The sequence below is a fragment of the Mesorhizobium sp. ES1-1 genome (genome assembly GCF_020164785.1).
In the GTDB taxonomy this organism is placed as follows: Bacteria; Pseudomonadota; Alphaproteobacteria; order Rhizobiales; family Rhizobiaceae; genus Mesorhizobium.
In genome coordinates, this window is the sequence record NZ_JAIUGX010000002.1 from 35,305 (window position 1) to 50,436 (window position 15,132).

Below are 15,132 nucleotides of genomic sequence, written 5' to 3' on the forward strand. Positions count from 1 at the left end.
GAGTTTTCATGTCGATTATCGCCCGCAACAAGAACAGCAAGCCCCGCGTGACCGTGAAGGATCTGGCGCGCGACCTGGGCATGTCTGTCGCGACGGTGTCCAGGGCCTTTCACGCCGATGCCGTGATCGCCAAGGAAACCCGGGGCGTGGTGCTGAACCGTGCGCGGGAGATCGGATATTCGCCGAATCCGTTCGCGCGCAGCCTTATCACCAAGAAGACGCGCATTGTCGGCGTTGTCGTCGCCGACATCACGAACCCGTTCTATCCGGAAGTGCTCACTCGGCTCACAACCGAGCTGCGCGCCATCGACATGAATGTAATGCTGGTCGCGGCCGACCAGTCTGGAGAGGTCGACGAGGCGCTGCGGCTCCTCCTCAACTACCAGCCCGACCTTGCCATTATCCTGGCGGCGACCTTGTCCTCGGAAGCCGCGCAGGAATGCCGCAAGGCCGGCACGCCGGTGATCTTCTTCAACCGGTTGTCGGCAGACGACCACGCTTTCGGCATCTCCTGCGACAACATCCTCGGCGGCCAAAGCATTGCCGATTACCTCATCGAGACGGGCCACCGACGCCTGGCCTATGTCGCCGCGCTCACGGATGCCTCGACCAATGTCGCCCGTCACCGCGGCTTTAGTGAACGCGCAGTGGAACGGGGGATCGCCGCGCCCATCGTCATCGAGGCGGGGCAGTTCAGCTATCACGCCGGCTACGAGGCCGCTCGTAAGCTCCGGGACCTCAAGAAGATGCCCGACGGCGTGTTCTGCGCCAACGACATCCTGGCCATCGGCTTTCTTGACGGTGTGCGGCGTGAAGCCGGCCTCCGCGTGCCGGACGACATCTCGATTGTCGGCTTCGACGATATCGAGATGGCTCACTGGCCGTCGCACGGGCTGACGACCGTTCAGCAGCCCATCGAAAAGATGCTCCAGGCCACGGTCTCGCTGGCCAAGGAACTTGGCACCAATGCCGGGCGAGAGCCGGTCGTGCAGATGATCCCCCCGGGCGCCGTGATCGAGCGTGCAACGACGCGCCGGAGGCATGATGACTGACCCGTCCGCCAAGCGGTTCTTCGAGCGCGCCGTAACCGTTCACCGCTATGATTGCGAGTTGGTTGCGATGCCTCAGGCATCGGGCGCCGAAGGCGGGAAATCTGCGGTCGATGAGGATAACGCGGCCGATGAGGCCACCGTGCGCTATGTGGTCGCGACCCGCCCCGTCTATGACGGCTTGCGCCGGCTGATCGGACAGGTCGCCGGCTTGCTGGTCCTTGCCCAGGCCGGGGGTCGCCGCGATGTGTTCGACCTGCCGGATATCCCCGCGGCGCGTGAGCGCTGGACCGAGATCGAGCAGCGCCTCGGCGCCTTGCGGGCGCCGAGCGGCCTTGCGAGCCATCATGCCCGCCTGGCGACCACCCATGCGACGCTCGGCGAAGTGCTTGAAGACTTCGGCATGGCTCGGCTGCAACGCGACTGGCAGCAGCATCTCGACCGGGCGGGAGACAGGATCAAGCACGCCTATGCCTGGCTGCAGGCGGCTTCGGAACCACGGGCCGGCATGACACCGGTCGATTTCAATCATGCATGCTGCAGTTGTGCGCAGCGCTGGCGACATCAGGGAGGAAACGATGGGCCAATATTCGATCTGGGTGCTTGAGTACAGCTACGTCTCCAACTACCACAAGAGCGGCGTTCTCTACGGCGCCCACAATCAGGGCTACGTCAAGCTTCCCTATTGCTATGCGCTGATCAAGGGCAACGGCCATGTCGCCATGGTCGATGTCGGCTACAACAACAAGGATTACGGCAAGCATCTCGGCGACAAGTTCGGCGTAGAGAACTGGCATTCGCCCAAAGCCGTCCTCGGCGAGATCGACCTGACGCCGGAGGACGTCGACACGGTCTTTGTAACACACGCCCATTTCGACCATTTCGGCAATGTCGAGGACTTTCCCATGGCAATTTTCTACATCCAGGAGAAGGAGATCGCCAAATGGGTCTGGGCTATGTCGCTGCCGGACCGCATGCGCTGGATGAATGTCGCCGTCGATCCGGGCGATATCGTGCGCGGGGTCGACCTTGCCCGCCAGAAGCGGTTGGTGACGATCGATGGCGCCAGGCAGGACGTGCTGCCCAACATCGATCTCAATCCGGCGTTCGACAGCCACACCTATGGTTCGATGTGGGTGACCGTGCGCAACGGCAAGGAAGATAGCTGGGTGCTGGCGGGCGATCTCGTCTATGTCTTTGACAACATCGAGGGCTCGGGAGCAGCCGTCGATATCGAGACGCTCTACGTACCGGTGGGCCTGGCGGTCGGCAGCCAGACCAATCTCGTGCTGGCGACCGAGGAGATGATGAAGCAAGTGAATTACGAGGCGCGCCGCGTCATTCCAATCCACGAAGAACGACTGAAGGACCGGTTCCCGTCGCGCATCACCAAGAATGGCTTGCGCATCAGCGAGATCTGCCTCGCGGACGGCGAGAAATCGCGGGTGCAGTGATGGAGGCAATCCGCAAGGTTGCCATCGTTGGGGCAGGGCTGGTCGGCCGGGGATGGGCGATAGTCTTCGCGCGGGCGGGGCACGATGTCGTGATCTACGATGGCAGCGCCGAGATCCGCGCGACGGTGATCGACAGGGTCGGCGCCAGCCTAGAAGACATGCGGGAGGCAGGGCTGGTCGACGCCGTCGAGCCCATCATGCGGCGGGTGAGCGTAGTCGACACGCTGGAGGCCGCGGTCGCCGGCGCCGACTATGTCCAGGAGTCGGTGCTCGAGCGTAGCGACGTCAAGCGAGCCGTCTGTCTCGAGATCGATCGGGTCATGCGACCGGACGCCGTGGTAGGCAGCTCGAGTTCGGGCATCCCCGCCTCGGCTTTCACGCAGGAATGCGCTAACAGGGCTCGCTTCCTCGTCGTGCACCCCGTCAACCCGCCGCATCTGATCCCGCTGGTCGAACTGGTTCCGGCGCCATGGACAGACGCCGAAGTCGTGCCTTGGCTGCGAGCGCAGATGGAACAGGCAGGCCAGGCCGCCATCGTCGTGCGCAAGGAGGTCGATGGCTTTGTGCTCAACCGGCTGCAGGGTGCGTTGCTCAACGAGGCCTGGGCGCTGCTTGAGGAGGGCGTCGCGAGTGCGGCCGACATCGACCTCACCGTTTCGCACGGGCTTGGCTATCGCTGGTCCTTCATGGGGCCCTTCGAGACGATCGACCTCAACGCGCCGGGCGGGATCGCGGACTATGCGCGGCGCCTGGGGCCGCTCTACCATTCGATCGCTCTGGCAAGGCGCGACCCGGCGCCATGGTCCGAAGCGCTCATAGCAAAGGCCGAGGCAGAACGTCGCGAGAAGCTGTCGGCATCGCATCTCGGCGAACGCAGCACCTGGCGCGACCGCAACCTGATGGCGCTGGCCGCGCATAAGCGACGCACTGGTACCTGACATGGCGGGAACACTGCAAGGCAAGGTCGCCCTGGTGACCGGAGGCACGGGCGGCATCGGGGCAAAGATCGTGTCCACGCTGGCGCAGGAGGGGGGCTCGGTCGTCATCGGCTACAACAGCTCGCGCCAAGCTGCCGAAACCTTGGCCTCGACCCTTGCGCCTGGTGATCACATGGTCGCCGAGGCGACTGTGACCGACAGCTTGTGCCTGGAGCGGCTGAAAGACGAGATCGGAGGCAAGTTCGGCCGGTTGGATATCCTGGTCAATTGCGCCGGTATAACCCGCTTCGTGGCGCATCCCGACCTCGACAGCCTGGACGACGGGCTTATCGACCGCATCCTCAGCGTCAATGTGCGCGGCGTAATCGCTACGACGCGAGCGATGCGGTCGCTGCTCGACCGCACGGGCGACGGAGTGATTGTCAACATCTCGTCCATCGCCGGCGTCACGGCCATGGGCAGCAACATCGCCTATTGCGCATCCAAGGCCGCGGTCGACAATTTGACGAAGTCCTTGGCGCGCGCTCTCGCCCCAAAGATCAGGGTGGTGTCGGTTTCGCCCGGCGTCGTCGACACGGACTTCATCAAGGGCCGCGACGAAGCCTGGCGCGACGAACAGGCGAGCCGGACCCCGCTCGGGCGATTGGGCACGCCTGACGATGTCGCCGAGGCTGTCCTTGCGGCGGTGAGCCAGCTTCGCTTCGCGACCGGCGTTGTCATTCCGGTCGACGGCGGGCGGCCTTTGGCCTGATTGTTGCCGTGAACGCCGGACATCACTTGGGGAGAGCTGTATGACACCAACCATTGCCATCACCGTTGGCGATCCGGCAGGCGTCGGACCCGAGATCGCGCTCAAGGCCAGCCGGCATCTCGCTCCACAGCTGGAGAGGGGCGCGTTTCGGTTGCGCCTGATCGGGTCGCTGGCAGTGCTGAGCGAGACAGCGCGGTCGCTTGACTTGCCTTTGCCCACCGTGGCGACGGCCGATGAACCGCTGGGCATTTGGCCTATCGAGGGTAACGCGGTCGGCATCGGCCAGGTGTCGGCACAAGGTGGCAATCAGGCCTACCAAGCAGTGGTCGAGGGCGTTCGGCGTACAATGGCGGGCGAGGCTTCGGCTATCGTCACAGCGCCGCTCAACAAGGAATCGCTACATCTGGCCGGCCATCAGTTCCCTGGCCACACGGAGCTCCTGGCGGCGCTGACCAAGGCGCGAGACAGCGCAATGATGCTAGCGCACGGATCTTTCCGTGTTAGCCACGTCACAACCCATATTGCTTTGGAGGATGTACCGAAGCGGGCGACGGAACAACGGATGCGCAGAGTCCTCGACCTAACAATCGAAGCCTTGAAACATCTCGGAATTGTTGCTCCTCGCGTCGCGGTCGCTGCGCTCAATCCGCATGCGGGAGAAGGCGGTATTTTCGGCACCCACGACATTCGCGTCACGGAGCCGATCGTAGCCGATTACCGTGCGCGGGGGCACGACGTCCATGGGCCTGTTCCGGGCGATACCGTGTTCGTGAAAATGCGTGGCGGTTCCTATGACGCGGTCGTGGCTATGTACCACGACCAGGGGCATATTCCGGTGAAGCTGCTAGGCTTCCAGATCGACCCGCAGACCGGCGAATGGCTGGGCTTGAGCGGGGTCAATATCACGCTCGGCCTGCCGATCGTGCGGACTTCCGTCGACCACGGCACCGCCTTCGACATAGCCGGCCGCGGCATCGCGCGCGAAAGCAGCCTCATCGAGGCGATCGACTACGCCCTGTCGCTCACCGCGGAGAAGGCCGCGTGAAGCATGGTCCGATCGGGCGAGGCGTCGGTAAGCAGGATGTCCTGATCGTCGCCGACGACATCACCGGCGCGCTCGACACGGCCGGCTATTTCGCCACGCCCGAAAACCCGATCAAGGTCTGGCTCGACCCGCCTCCCACCATTTCCGGCCGCAACGCGATCGACCTCGACACGCGTGATTTGGATGAGGGGACGGCCTGCAGCCGTGTCGCCGATATTTTTGCCGAACGCAAATTCGGTTTGCTCTCGTTCAAGAAGATCGACAGCGTCATGCGTGGCCATCCGATCGCGGAAGCGATCGCCGCGTTTCGCGCGGGACGCTTCGAGCGCGCGCTTTTTGCGCCGGCGTTCCCTGCCATGGATCGCGTTACAATCAATGGGCGGCAATGGGCAGGCTCCGATCAAGGCTTGACGCAGGTCGGCCCGGCGCTAGCCGATGCGCTGTTAAGCCATGGTGTTCCGGCTGGGATGATCGGCGATGGAGCGGTGCGGAGCGGATTCGTCGTGGCTAATGCTAAGACCGATGCCGACCTTCAAAACGCGGTTGCCGATTTCGACGGTGGCGGCAATGATATCTATGTCGGGACGGCGGGACTTGCTTCCGTTCTTGCCACAGGCGCACCCTTCAAGGTGCCGCCGCCAATATTGGACTTTGCGATCTGCGGGACAGATCATCCGGTGACACGGCGCCAAATCGCCGCAATCGGAACATCAAAGGCCTTCATCATGGACGGCGGCAGCACAGAGCTGCCCGAGCCGCCGGCCTTGCTGGCCGCGCCCACCGGCGTTGCCTCGGACGCGATGGCTCGATTGATGATCGAGCGTTCCCTCGATCGGCTCGTGGCGACGATCCCGAGACCTCAAGCCGTACTGGTTACAGGTGGGTGGACGCTTCGATTGCTGGCCCGCATTTGCGGCGCCCGGTATCTACGATGTGAGGGGCTTTATGAACCTGGTGTTGGAATAAGCCGGATGGTCGGGGGCGCCTGGGAGGATACGCTTATTGTCTCTAAATCCGGCGGCTTCGGCGGCGAAGACCTCCTGGTCCGGCTGCTCGCCCCGGCGCAAGCCTACGAACCGGCAGGTGCCAGCACCACGCGCGGTTGATAAGCTCGGCCATAACGTTCACTGCCTGCAGCGCAGAGCTCTGCGGAATGCATATGACCTTTATCTCGCGCTGGCACCGGCCGGCGCACCCTGCGCGGCCTATAGCCAAGACTGAAAGTCCGGTTGCTGCCCAAAGCTGCGGACCGCAATGCCTCGTGTCAGTCTTCAAGTGAGATCTGAGCTTCTCCCAGAAGCAAACGAAGGTGAGGAAATTGAGAGGCCGATTTCGCTAGCCGCGAGAGGGTGTTTGCCCGGGGACGAGCTCTGAGAAATGGTGCAGAGCGATCTGCCATTCATTGACCTTTTCAACAATGACGAAGGTTGAGCGAACCACGTTTTTGATCACGGTCCCATCAAAGTTGTAATTGAGGATATTACCGAACCCTTGTGCTGCGAAGACATCGGGGGCCATTCGGCGGGTATTCTGGTCCACCAGGGTAAGCTCAACTTTCGCAAGGATCAGCCGGTAGCTCCCAAAATATTCCTCGATCTCCGAACGACCGACGTAGAGCCGGGGTAGCAATCCGAAGAATACGGCGTCCTTCGTGTAGATGCGGGCAAGCGCTTTCGGATCCCAGGCGGCGGCGGCGGCGTTCCAGCGCTCCTGTATCTTGTCGAGGATGTCGTGCATTGGAAACTGCTCCGAAGGAACGGTTGACGGCAATAGTGATCGACTGCGCTGCGCGGCCGCACCGCGTTCGCTCGGGTTGGACGAATTGGGGAGGGGGCCGCGGCCGGCGTTTCAAACCGGTCGCGGAAACCTCTTATCGGCCTATTTGTAAAACTCGGCCGGAGCTTTCTTGAATTGCTGCCAGGTCTCCATGTCGTGCCCTGGCACCACGATCGCGTTTTCTTTCTCGGCGATCCGGCGCAGGCGCCGCACCGAGGCGGCGGCTTCGCGAGCGGACGTCAGTGCGCCGGGCAGGCACTTTTCTTCCCAATGGTCCATGGTGTAGGCGGCATCGATCGCCAGCAGGATGGGGCCGGTTTCAGGCAGCCGCACCATGATCGACTGGTGACCTGGCGTGTGCCCCGGCGACAGGAAGGTCTGGACGCTGCCGTCACCGAACACGTCATACTGGTCCTCGTCCTCCATGACGTCCCAGGTGATGCCGTCCTTGGTGAGGTCCTTCTTGATGTAACCCCCTTGCATGAACCAGTCGGCGGCAAAGGCCCAGTCGATCTCACGCCGTTGCACTAGGTGACGTGCCTTCGGGAAGTTGCCGCAGGCCCCGGAATGATCGAGGTGGAGGTGCGAATGCAGGACGAATTTGATGTCGTCCGGCTTCATACCGATCTTGCTCAGCTGATTCACGCAGCCCTCCTGGGGGTCCATGATGGGGTAGTATTTCTTGGTAGTGTCGCCCCACCAACCTTCTGGATCGCGTGCTGCCTCGACGGCAGTGCCGCCATCGATGACAATGTTGCCCTTGGGGTGGACTATCAGGTACCAGGGAATCGGCGTGAAGAACTCGGCCTGGCTGTAGCCAAGCTTGATGTCGACCTCCTTTTGCCGGATCTGACCGGTCTGAAACATGTAGAGCCGAATGTCGGTGCTCATGGATCGTCCTCCTTCTGTTCGATTGATTATGCGGCGCGTCGGGATATCCCGCTCAGCGTTACGGCCAGCAACTCGTCGTAGGTCCACTCTTTCTTCGGGGCTTCGGCGACTTTTGCGCCGTCGTGGATGACCATGATGCGGTCGGCCATGGCCAGCGTCTCGCGCAGCGACGAAGAGACTAGAAGCACCGCCGCACCGCCGCGCGCCAGGCCAAGGATGATGTCATAGATTTCCTTGATCGCGCCCACGTCGACACCGTTAGTGGGCTCGACGACTATATAGACGGCCGCCCCGGCGCTCATCCACTTGCCGATAACCAGCTTCTGCTGGTTGCCGCCTGAGAAGAACCGCACCTGCGTGGACGAATTGGGCGGTCGGACCGCGAGCCGCTCCATCACTCCGTCGGCATATCTTCGCATCGAACCCGGGCTGACCGCCAGCAGGCGCTGCAGCGAGTTCAGCACCGGCAGGCAGATATTCTCGGCGGCCGACAGGGACGGGAACAGGGCCTGTTTGCGCCGATCTTCCGGGATGAGGGCGATACCGGCGCTGCGGGCTTGAATCGGCGTTGCCAGTGCCACGGTCTTGCCACGCACCGAGGCGCTTCCGGAATGGCGCGTTATGCCGCCAAGCGCGCGGGCGAGCTCTTCCATGCCGCCACCGACCGGCCCAGTGACACCAAGGACTTCGCCTGCGTTGACGTGGAAGCTGAGCGGGGCTAGCCGGGCCGTGGATATGGCGGTCACCTCGAGGGCAACGTCCGGGAGGACGCTTTCGCCAGTGTTGAAGGTCGTCAGCTCCGAACGATTGCGGTCGACCATCAGTTCGGTAACGCGGTCCTCGGTGACCTCGCCCCGGTTCAGCGTGCCGGAGACGAGGCCACCGCGCAGGATCGTGGCACGGTCGCAGATCTCCTGCACCTCGCGGAGCCGATGGGAAATGTACACGATTGCGATGCCCTGGGCCTTGAAACCCTCGATGATCCGGAAGAGCACCTCGGACTCGGCGGCTGACAGTCGCGCGGTCGGTTCGTCCAGCACAATCAGCTTGTAGCGGCGATGGAATAGCGTCGCCAGCGTGACGAGCTGCATCTCGGCCGCAGAGAGGTTGCCGGCGAGCCGCCTTACGTCAAGGTCGATTCCCATTCTAGCCAGGATGCGAGCCGCTTCATCGTGCATGGCCCGGTCGTTCAAAGCTATCCGCCCCGGCTCGTTGCCTAGCAGGATGTTCTGGCCGACGGTGAAGCTGGAGACGAGTTCAGCATCCTGGTAGACGGCACCCAGACCCAGCCGGTGGGCTTCCGGAGGGCTCGAAATCCTAACCGGGACACCCTCGAGCAGGATTTCTCCGGCGGTGGGGCTGTAGACCCCCGTCAGGATTTTGATGAGCGTCGATTTGCCGGCGCCGTTCTCGCCAAGCAGGCCGTGCACCTCGCCGCTGGCGAAACTCAGGCTGACGCCCTTCAGCGCCTTGGTGCCTGCAAATTCCTTTTCGAGGTTTATCAATTCGACGAGGGGTGCATGCGACATGGCCATCTCCTCAGATGAATTTGAGATGGACTTCTTCACGGTTGAGCAGCGCGTTGGCGCCAACCGCGACGATAAGGACCAGGCCCTGGAAGATGTGGCGGGCCGCGAAGGGGAAGCCCACCATGTTCATCCCCGAATCCACCATGTAGAGGAAGAACACCCCGACCAGGGTGCCGAGAATATGGGGTTTGCCCTTGCCGAGGACGGTGGCGCCAAGGAATACAGCGGCGAACGCCTCGAGCAGGTAACCCTCGCCGCCGACGGGCTGAGCCGAGGACGAGATCGAGGTGACGATAATGCCTGCTATCCCCGACATGAAGGCCGAAAGAACGAAGGCCAGGATCACCCAGCGGTAGACATTGATGCCTGAGTAAAAGGCCGCCATGGGGTTGTCGCCGACAGCGGCGATATAGTGGCCAATACGCGTGCGCGTTGCGGCGATGAGGGCCAGGGCGAATACGACGAGCAGGATGATGACGGGCACGCCGATGGTACCGAGCTTGCCCTGACCGAGATACAGGAAGGCAGTTTCGCCGTAATCGATGGGGACCTGATAGCCGCCGGTGATAAAGACGTTGATGCCGTCAAGGACGAACATCACGCCCAGTGTCACCACAATGCCCGACAGCCGTCCGTAGGTGACGAGGACACCGTTCACAAGTCCGATGACGCAAGCGGCGACGAGCGCGATGACGATGGCGAGCCAGGGCCCGACGATCGGCATCAGGAAGGCCACCAGGATGGACGATGTCGTCACCGTCAGGCCAATGGAAAGATCGAAGCTGCCCGCCATCACGACCCAGGTCAGCCCCATGGAGACCAGAGCGCTGACAATCATCGAAAACAGTACATTGTTCAGGTTTGAGACGGTTGCGAAGTAAGGCGAGGCGAACGCGAAGCCGAGACCCGCAAGCACGATGACGACAATCGTTCCCCAGCGCCGCAGAAACCGCATGGCGGCAGACTCTTTTCGTCCGGAGGATGTGGTGGTCCTGGCCACATTCTGCGCGATCGCGGGGGAGGTTTGATGGTCAACTTTCGTCACGTGTCCAATCCCGTCATTCGGGTGCATTTTTGGCCAATCCGGCTAGTGCCGGATTCCACCTCGATCTGTCTGTCCGCTTGAGGAAGAAGGCGGGCGGGGGCTACTTGACCGCCCGCCGATCTGATCAGCCGCCAAACTGCTTGAGCAGTGCGATGGCCTGTTCGTCCCAGCTCTTGAGCTCGGCCAGCGCCGCTTGCGCCTGGTCCGGGGTCTTGGTGATCACCGGAATACGATAGACGATGTTGGGAACATCCTCGCCCCGCGCTAGCTTGACCGCGAGTTCGCCGGTCTTGCGGCCGATTTCGGGGAAGGGGGAGTCGCAGCTGAAGACGACGGGCACCTGTTTGGCCGCCCAGGCCTCGAGGAACTGCGTCGACAGATAGTGGTTGAAGAGCGGGACGTCGTCACGGCCCATCTGCTTGAGCGCCTGGCCCGCGCCGAGCGTGAACGGCCACCACCAGGAAATGAAGCCGGCGAGCGATTTCGGCTCCGGATGCGCCTGCAGCAGCGAGAGCATGTTCTTGCGGCCGACCGAAATTTCGTCAGTGGTGCCCTGACCGCCGTCGATGAAGGGAAGCACCTTCATGCGCGGCTCGTACTTGCACATGAGTTCGAACATGTCGACTTCCATGTCGAACGGCGTGAAATAGCCGCGCTGCTCGGCCGTCTGGGCGAAGGTGCCTTGGCGACCAGTGTAGTTCTGGACGAAGTATCCGAGTGTGGTCGCCGTCCCCCACACATCGTCCATGACGGCGGGCGAATCCTTGACCGGAATGGTAAAACCGACCGTCTTGATGCCGCGCTTGTGCGCCTCGTCGGCAATATAGGCCGTTTCCGATTCCTGCGAGTATATCCCCATGACCAGTGCATCGATGCCGCGGTCGAGCAGCGCGCGTTCGGCCGACTGCTCGCTCGCCTTGGTCGGCTCACCGCGGACACTGACGACCTCGCCACCGGCATCGAGCACGGCTTTGACGATCTGCCAGCATCCACGGCGCCACGGCTGATTGAACGGTCCGTAGGTCAGCGGCACGCCGATCCTTACTTTCTTGCCCGGCTTCGGCGGAGTCACTTCCTCGGCGCTGGCCGTTGTCGTGATGCCCGCAAACGCGGCGCCGCCGAGCGCGCCTCCAATTCCTTTCAGAAGCGACCTGCGGCTGAAATCGGTGTATTCCGCAGCCTCTTGGGCGAGCCTGGCAATCCTCTTGCCATCATCAAAAACGTTCATGTGTTCCTCCCATTACGCGAATTCGAGACGTGCGGGACGCGGGCACCCGGTCCCTCAAGAAGGTACACGAAGTCGCTTTCGCCGCTGGCATCACCAGCTTCGAACCAATCCCCGCCATCTCCTCACTTCGCTAATAACCATGTTGCTTGGTTGCCTGACAAGTAGAATCTGCTATCTTGGCCTAGAATTTGTTTCGCCTCGCCGAAGCTGGGTTGCACTGGCCTGCCATCCATGGTCGGAGGTTGATTTTGGAGAGTGCCATGGTGGTCGACGACAGGGTCAGACGCGCGCCTTCGCTGGTCGAAGTCGTCGCGGCCCGTGTCCGCGAGGACATCACCTCGGGGATCTATGCCATCGGCGACAAGCTCCCGACCGAACGAGACCTGTCGGAGAAATACGGCGTCAGCCGACCAATCGTGCGTGAGGCAATCGGCACGCTCAAACGGGACGGCCTTGTGGCTACGCGACAGGGACTTGGTGCGTTTGTTATTGAAACGAAGGAGATCGCCTTCCGCTTGGCCGGGATCGATCTCACCGATGCGCTCGATATCCGTAATGTCATTGAACTGCTGATGGCTGTTGAGTCGGCCGCGACGGCGCTGGCTGCCGAAAGACGTTCGGCGGAGCAGCTTGCCGCGATCGAAAGGCAACTTCACTCGATCCAGAAAGCCTTCGACGACGGTAGAGCAGGCATCGAGGAAGATTTGGCCTTTCATCGCGAGATCGTTGACGCCTCGGGCAATCCGCACTTCCGGGAGATGTCTGATTTTCTCGAATCGCACGTCCGCAACTTCATCCGAAAGGCACGTGCCAGTTCGCTGCGAAATGCACTACTTGCAGACGTCCAGAGAGAGCACGTCGCGATTTTCAAAGCGATCGCGGAAGGTAGCCCCCAAGAGGCTCGCAGGGCGGCGGAGGAGCATCTGCGGGGGGCCGCAAACCGTCTGGCGCTGCTTCTGAGCGCCGGCCCGGCAGCTAGGCGCGTCTGAACATTCACGGGCAGACGGAGATGAACGGCCGTTCGAATTGGTGAGTCGCACGCGGGCGGCACTATGACCCGGCACATAGCCGAGCCTCGGAAATGAAGGCAGCGAGCTGCCGCGCGCTCGTCACGCGGGGGAGGGTTATTGCGGTGAAGAATGCAACTTTATCGAGGCCGTTTGTTCGGAGCGTTCAGGCATTTATAGAAGGCGAATTACGGGTGACGACAGTTGGTTGGCCGGGTGAAGTGAGCGGCTCCCTGCATAGCTGGTCTTCGACAAGGTTGAAGCATTCGTGGGTTGAGGCTTCCCAGACGGAATCCAAAGGCTTGATGAGGCATAAATTGAAGCGGCCAGTTCGGCCGCCTAGAGCCGGGCCACAGACAAAGCCAATCTCTTGGTAAGGCCAAAGGCTACGCAAAACCGACATCAAGGTGGCTGCGTTGTTCATCTTAAGACAGACCGTCAGTCTTAAGGATCAAGAAGCCTGCCAAGTCGGCGACAACCCAACCCATGATGATGCCGATCTTGGCGCGGTCCCGAAGGGCCGGATCCTCAAAGGCCAGAAAGCCGATGAGAAGATTGCCGCTGAAGTCCATGCCGCAAAGCAGCGGACGCCCAAAGGTCTGCGTCCACGACGCCCTTGCAGGCAGGTCGGCGAGACCTGTGCGTACTAGGATCAACACCGAGCCACACACGCCGATCAGCTTGCCCGGGCGTACCGCCCGCCAGGGATATCTTTGTGGCAGGCCGACGCCAGCCGAGGAGTTCGTAATGGGCTTAAACGCATGACGGATTTTCTTGCCACGAACGTTAGGGCTGTGTTCAGCAAGCTGAGCTATAGCTCGGAATGATACAACGCAGAGCGCGGAACGTTGGTGCTCCGGAGATGGCGTTTCACAAATGAGGTCAACTATGATGCGCCACGCTTCTAGATCTATTCTGGCAAGTGCATCAGGCTCGGCCCAGCAAATGCCGGTCCAGCTTAATGATTACGAAGGGATGTTCGAGTTCGCGCCAACTTCGCTATGGCTCGAAGATTTCAGCGGGGTCAGGCGGCTCTTCGACGAATGGCGGGCGCTCGGTATCACTGACCTGGCCTCCTATCTCCGTGCCGACCGGTCACGGGTCAAAGCCTGTTCCGAGCGAATAAGCGTCCTCAAGGTGAACTTAAAGACATTGGAGCTATTCGATGCGCCAGGCGAAGCTGAGTTAATCGCCAACCTCGCAAGCGTATTCAGGGATGATATGCTCGATCATCATATCGGCGAGCTGACGGCATTGTGGAACGGCGAGACCGAGTTCTCCACTCAATCGGTGAATTACACTCTCGCGGGGCGGCGCATCGATATTCTGATGACGGGACGTGTGCTGCCGGGTCATGAAAGTGATTTCGGCCGGGTGTTGATTGCCATTGAAGATGTGACCGAGAGGGAAGAGGCACGGCGCAAACAGGCGAACAGTGAGCGTTACGCCCATGGGCTTCTAGAACATTCTCCGGTTTCACTTTGGGTTGAGGATTTCAGCCGGATCCAGAGCCTGCTCGATGAGTTGAGGGCGCGCGGAATTGAGGATTTGCGCGTATTCACCGACGTCCATCCGGAGTTCGTCAAGCGATGCATGGCCGAGATCCGGGTGCTCGATGTCAACCGCCAGACGGTCGACCTATTTCATGCTCCGGACAAGGCCACACTGCTTCACCGGCTCGGCGATATCTTTCGCGATAAGATGCAGGCGCCGTTTAGAGAGCAGCTCATCGATCTATGGGACGGCAAGCTGTTTCAGAGTCGCGAAGTGGTCAACTATGCGCTCAACGGGAATGAGGTGCATCTCCTTATGCAGTTCTCGGTGCTCCCAGGATATGAGCACGACTGGTCGCTCGTGCAGGTGGCTCTGACCGACATCACCGCGCGCAAGAAGGCGGAGAGCTATCTCGAATTCCTCGGCCGGCATGACGTGCTGACGAAGCTCTACAATCGCTCCTATTACGTGGAAGAACTGAACCGGCTGGAGCGGAAGAAAACCCATCCGGTGACAGTCATTGCTGCCGATCTAAACGGGTTAAAGATGGCAAACGACAAGTGGGGTCATGCGGTCGGCGACGCGTTGCTGCGCCGCGCCGGCGAAGTTTTGAGCAAGGCAATTGACGCACCATCCTGCGTGGCGCGCATTGGCGGTGACGAATTTGTTCTCCTTATGCCTGGTACGGATGCTGATGACGGCCACTCCAAGCGCGAGGAGATCAATCGCCTGATCGACCTCAACAATCAGTTCTACACCGGCGTACCTCTCAGCCTGGCTATGGGCTGCGCGACCAGTATTCCCGGCGAGCCGCTCGAGGCGACCGTTCGCAGGGCAGATCTTGCGATGTACGAAGCCAAAAGCAATTTCTATTCCGGTCCAAACGCTGATCGCGAGCACGCACAGGAACCACGCTAAACATGTC

Annotated in this window: 15 protein-coding genes; 9 read left to right on the forward strand and 6 right to left on the reverse strand. The window is 61.5% G+C overall.

The genetic code is table 11. From position 1 onward, the window contains the following. The first annotated feature begins 8 nt into the window (after positions 1–8). Genes LB513_RS02955 through LB513_RS02985 form a run of 7 tightly spaced genes read left to right on the forward strand, consistent with a single transcriptional unit; the run spans position 9 to position 6,343 of the window. Positions 9–1,052, forward strand: coding sequence for a LacI family DNA-binding transcriptional regulator (locus LB513_RS02955; protein WP_224661972.1), 1,044 nt, complete (start codon positions 9–11; stop codon positions 1,050–1,052). Beyond that, complete coding sequence (locus tag LB513_RS02960; protein WP_224661973.1) at positions 1,045–1,656, forward strand: hypothetical protein; 612 nt, start codon at positions 1,045–1,047, stop codon at positions 1,654–1,656. The genes LB513_RS02955 and LB513_RS02960 overlap by 8 nt, the downstream gene beginning before the upstream one ends. Beyond that, the gene (locus tag LB513_RS02965; protein ID WP_224661974.1) at positions 1,628–2,503 is read left to right on the forward strand and encodes an N-acyl homoserine lactonase family protein; all 876 of its coding nucleotides are present in this window, start codon (positions 1,628–1,630) and stop codon (positions 2,501–2,503) included. The genes LB513_RS02960 and LB513_RS02965 overlap by 29 nt, the downstream gene beginning before the upstream one ends. Further along, positions 2,503–3,441: a 3-hydroxyacyl-CoA dehydrogenase gene (locus tag LB513_RS02970; protein ID WP_224661975.1), complete on the forward strand. Its 939-nt coding sequence runs from the start codon at positions 2,503–2,505 to the stop codon at positions 3,439–3,441. Before LB513_RS02965 ends, LB513_RS02970 begins: the two co-directional genes overlap by 1 nt. A 1-nt stretch (position 3,442) precedes the next feature. Then, positions 3,443–4,192, forward strand: coding sequence for an SDR family NAD(P)-dependent oxidoreductase (locus LB513_RS02975; RefSeq protein ID WP_224661976.1), 750 nt, complete (start codon positions 3,443–3,445; stop codon positions 4,190–4,192). 40 nt (positions 4,193–4,232) lie between these two features. Next, positions 4,233–5,237: a 4-hydroxythreonine-4-phosphate dehydrogenase PdxA gene (pdxA, locus tag LB513_RS02980; RefSeq protein WP_224661977.1), complete on the forward strand. Its 1,005-nt coding sequence runs from the start codon at positions 4,233–4,235 to the stop codon at positions 5,235–5,237. Continuing rightward, the gene (locus LB513_RS02985; protein ID WP_224661978.1) at positions 5,234–6,343 is read left to right on the forward strand and encodes a four-carbon acid sugar kinase family protein; all 1,110 of its coding nucleotides are present in this window, start codon (positions 5,234–5,236) and stop codon (positions 6,341–6,343) included. Before pdxA ends, LB513_RS02985 begins: the two co-directional genes overlap by 4 nt. Before the next feature lie 229 nt (positions 6,344–6,572). Here the strand turns inward: LB513_RS02985 and LB513_RS02990 are convergent, their stop codons facing one another. From LB513_RS02990 to LB513_RS03010, 5 genes are all read right to left on the reverse strand, one after another. Beyond that, entirely contained in the window at positions 6,573–6,974 is a 402-nt protein-coding gene (locus tag LB513_RS02990; RefSeq protein ID WP_224661979.1) for a YybH family protein, read from the reverse strand. 141 nt (positions 6,975–7,115) lie between these two features. Continuing rightward, the gene (gene attM / locus LB513_RS02995) at positions 7,116–7,904 is read right to left on the reverse strand and encodes a quorum-quenching N-acyl homoserine lactonase AttM (RefSeq protein ID WP_224661980.1); all 789 of its coding nucleotides are present in this window, start codon (positions 7,902–7,904) and stop codon (positions 7,116–7,118) included. A 26-nt stretch (positions 7,905–7,930) separates the two neighbouring features. Next, complete coding sequence (locus LB513_RS03000) at positions 7,931–9,433, reverse strand: sugar ABC transporter ATP-binding protein (RefSeq protein WP_224661981.1); 1,503 nt, start codon at positions 9,431–9,433, stop codon at positions 7,931–7,933. Positions 9,434–9,443: 10 nt separating this feature from the next. Continuing rightward, positions 9,444–10,388: an ABC transporter permease gene (locus LB513_RS03005; protein WP_224661982.1), complete on the reverse strand. Its 945-nt coding sequence runs from the start codon at positions 10,386–10,388 to the stop codon at positions 9,444–9,446. Positions 10,389–10,602: 214 nt separating this feature from the next. Beyond that, entirely contained in the window at positions 10,603–11,706 is a 1,104-nt protein-coding gene (locus LB513_RS03010; protein WP_224661983.1) for a sugar ABC transporter substrate-binding protein, read from the reverse strand. 260 nt (positions 11,707–11,966) lie between these two features. On the opposite strand from LB513_RS03010, the gene LB513_RS03015 reads away from it, so the two are divergent. After that, positions 11,967–12,695 (forward strand): FadR/GntR family transcriptional regulator, encoded by a 729-nt coding sequence (locus LB513_RS03015; protein WP_224661984.1) that lies wholly within the window; start codon positions 11,967–11,969, stop codon positions 12,693–12,695. A gap of 443 nt (positions 12,696–13,138) precedes the next feature. Here LB513_RS03015 and LB513_RS25220 read toward each other — a convergent pair whose 3' ends face one another. Next, positions 13,139–13,660, reverse strand: coding sequence for a Na+/H+ antiporter NhaA (locus tag LB513_RS25220; protein ID WP_318011171.1), 522 nt, complete (start codon positions 13,658–13,660; stop codon positions 13,139–13,141). Between LB513_RS25220 and LB513_RS03025 the strand changes: the two genes are divergently transcribed. Next, entirely contained in the window at positions 13,659–15,125 is a 1,467-nt protein-coding gene (locus LB513_RS03025; protein WP_224662406.1) for a sensor domain-containing diguanylate cyclase, read from the forward strand. The genes LB513_RS25220 and LB513_RS03025 overlap by 2 nt on opposite strands. Positions 15,126–15,132 lie beyond the last annotated feature (7 nt).

What these genes read in the sequence shown, in the direction of transcription:
- LB513_RS02955 (WP_224661972.1), top strand. Translation starts at nt 9, where the DNA reads ATGTCGATTATCGCCCGCAACAAGAACAGCAAGCCCCGCGTGACCGTG.
- LB513_RS02960 (WP_224661973.1), top strand. Translation starts at nt 1,045, where the DNA reads ATGACTGACCCGTCCGCCAAGCGGTTCTTCGAGCGCGCCGTAACCGTT.
- LB513_RS02965 (WP_224661974.1), top strand. Translation starts at nt 1,628, where the DNA reads ATGGGCCAATATTCGATCTGGGTGCTTGAGTACAGCTACGTCTCCAAC.
- LB513_RS02970 (WP_224661975.1), top strand. Translation starts at nt 2,503, where the DNA reads ATGGAGGCAATCCGCAAGGTTGCCATCGTTGGGGCAGGGCTGGTCGGC.
- LB513_RS02975 (WP_224661976.1), top strand. Translation starts at nt 3,443, where the DNA reads ATGGCGGGAACACTGCAAGGCAAGGTCGCCCTGGTGACCGGAGGCACG.
- pdxA (WP_224661977.1), top strand. Translation starts at nt 4,233, where the DNA reads ATGACACCAACCATTGCCATCACCGTTGGCGATCCGGCAGGCGTCGGA.
- LB513_RS02990 (WP_224661979.1), bottom strand. Translation starts at nt 6,974, where the DNA reads ATGCACGACATCCTCGACAAGATACAGGAGCGCTGGAACGCCGCCGCC.
- attM (WP_224661980.1), bottom strand. Translation starts at nt 7,904, where the DNA reads ATGAGCACCGACATTCGGCTCTACATGTTTCAGACCGGTCAGATCCGG.
- LB513_RS03000 (WP_224661981.1), bottom strand. Translation starts at nt 9,433, where the DNA reads ATGTCGCATGCACCCCTCGTCGAATTGATAAACCTCGAAAAGGAATTT.
- LB513_RS03005 (WP_224661982.1), bottom strand. Translation starts at nt 10,388, where the DNA reads ATGCGGTTTCTGCGGCGCTGGGGAACGATTGTCGTCATCGTGCTTGCG.
- LB513_RS03010 (WP_224661983.1), bottom strand. Translation starts at nt 11,706, where the DNA reads ATGAACGTTTTTGATGATGGCAAGAGGATTGCCAGGCTCGCCCAAGAG.
- LB513_RS03015 (WP_224661984.1), top strand. Translation starts at nt 11,967, where the DNA reads ATGGTGGTCGACGACAGGGTCAGACGCGCGCCTTCGCTGGTCGAAGTC.
- LB513_RS03025 (WP_224662406.1), top strand. Translation starts at nt 13,659, where the DNA reads ATGCCGGTCCAGCTTAATGATTACGAAGGGATGTTCGAGTTCGCGCCA.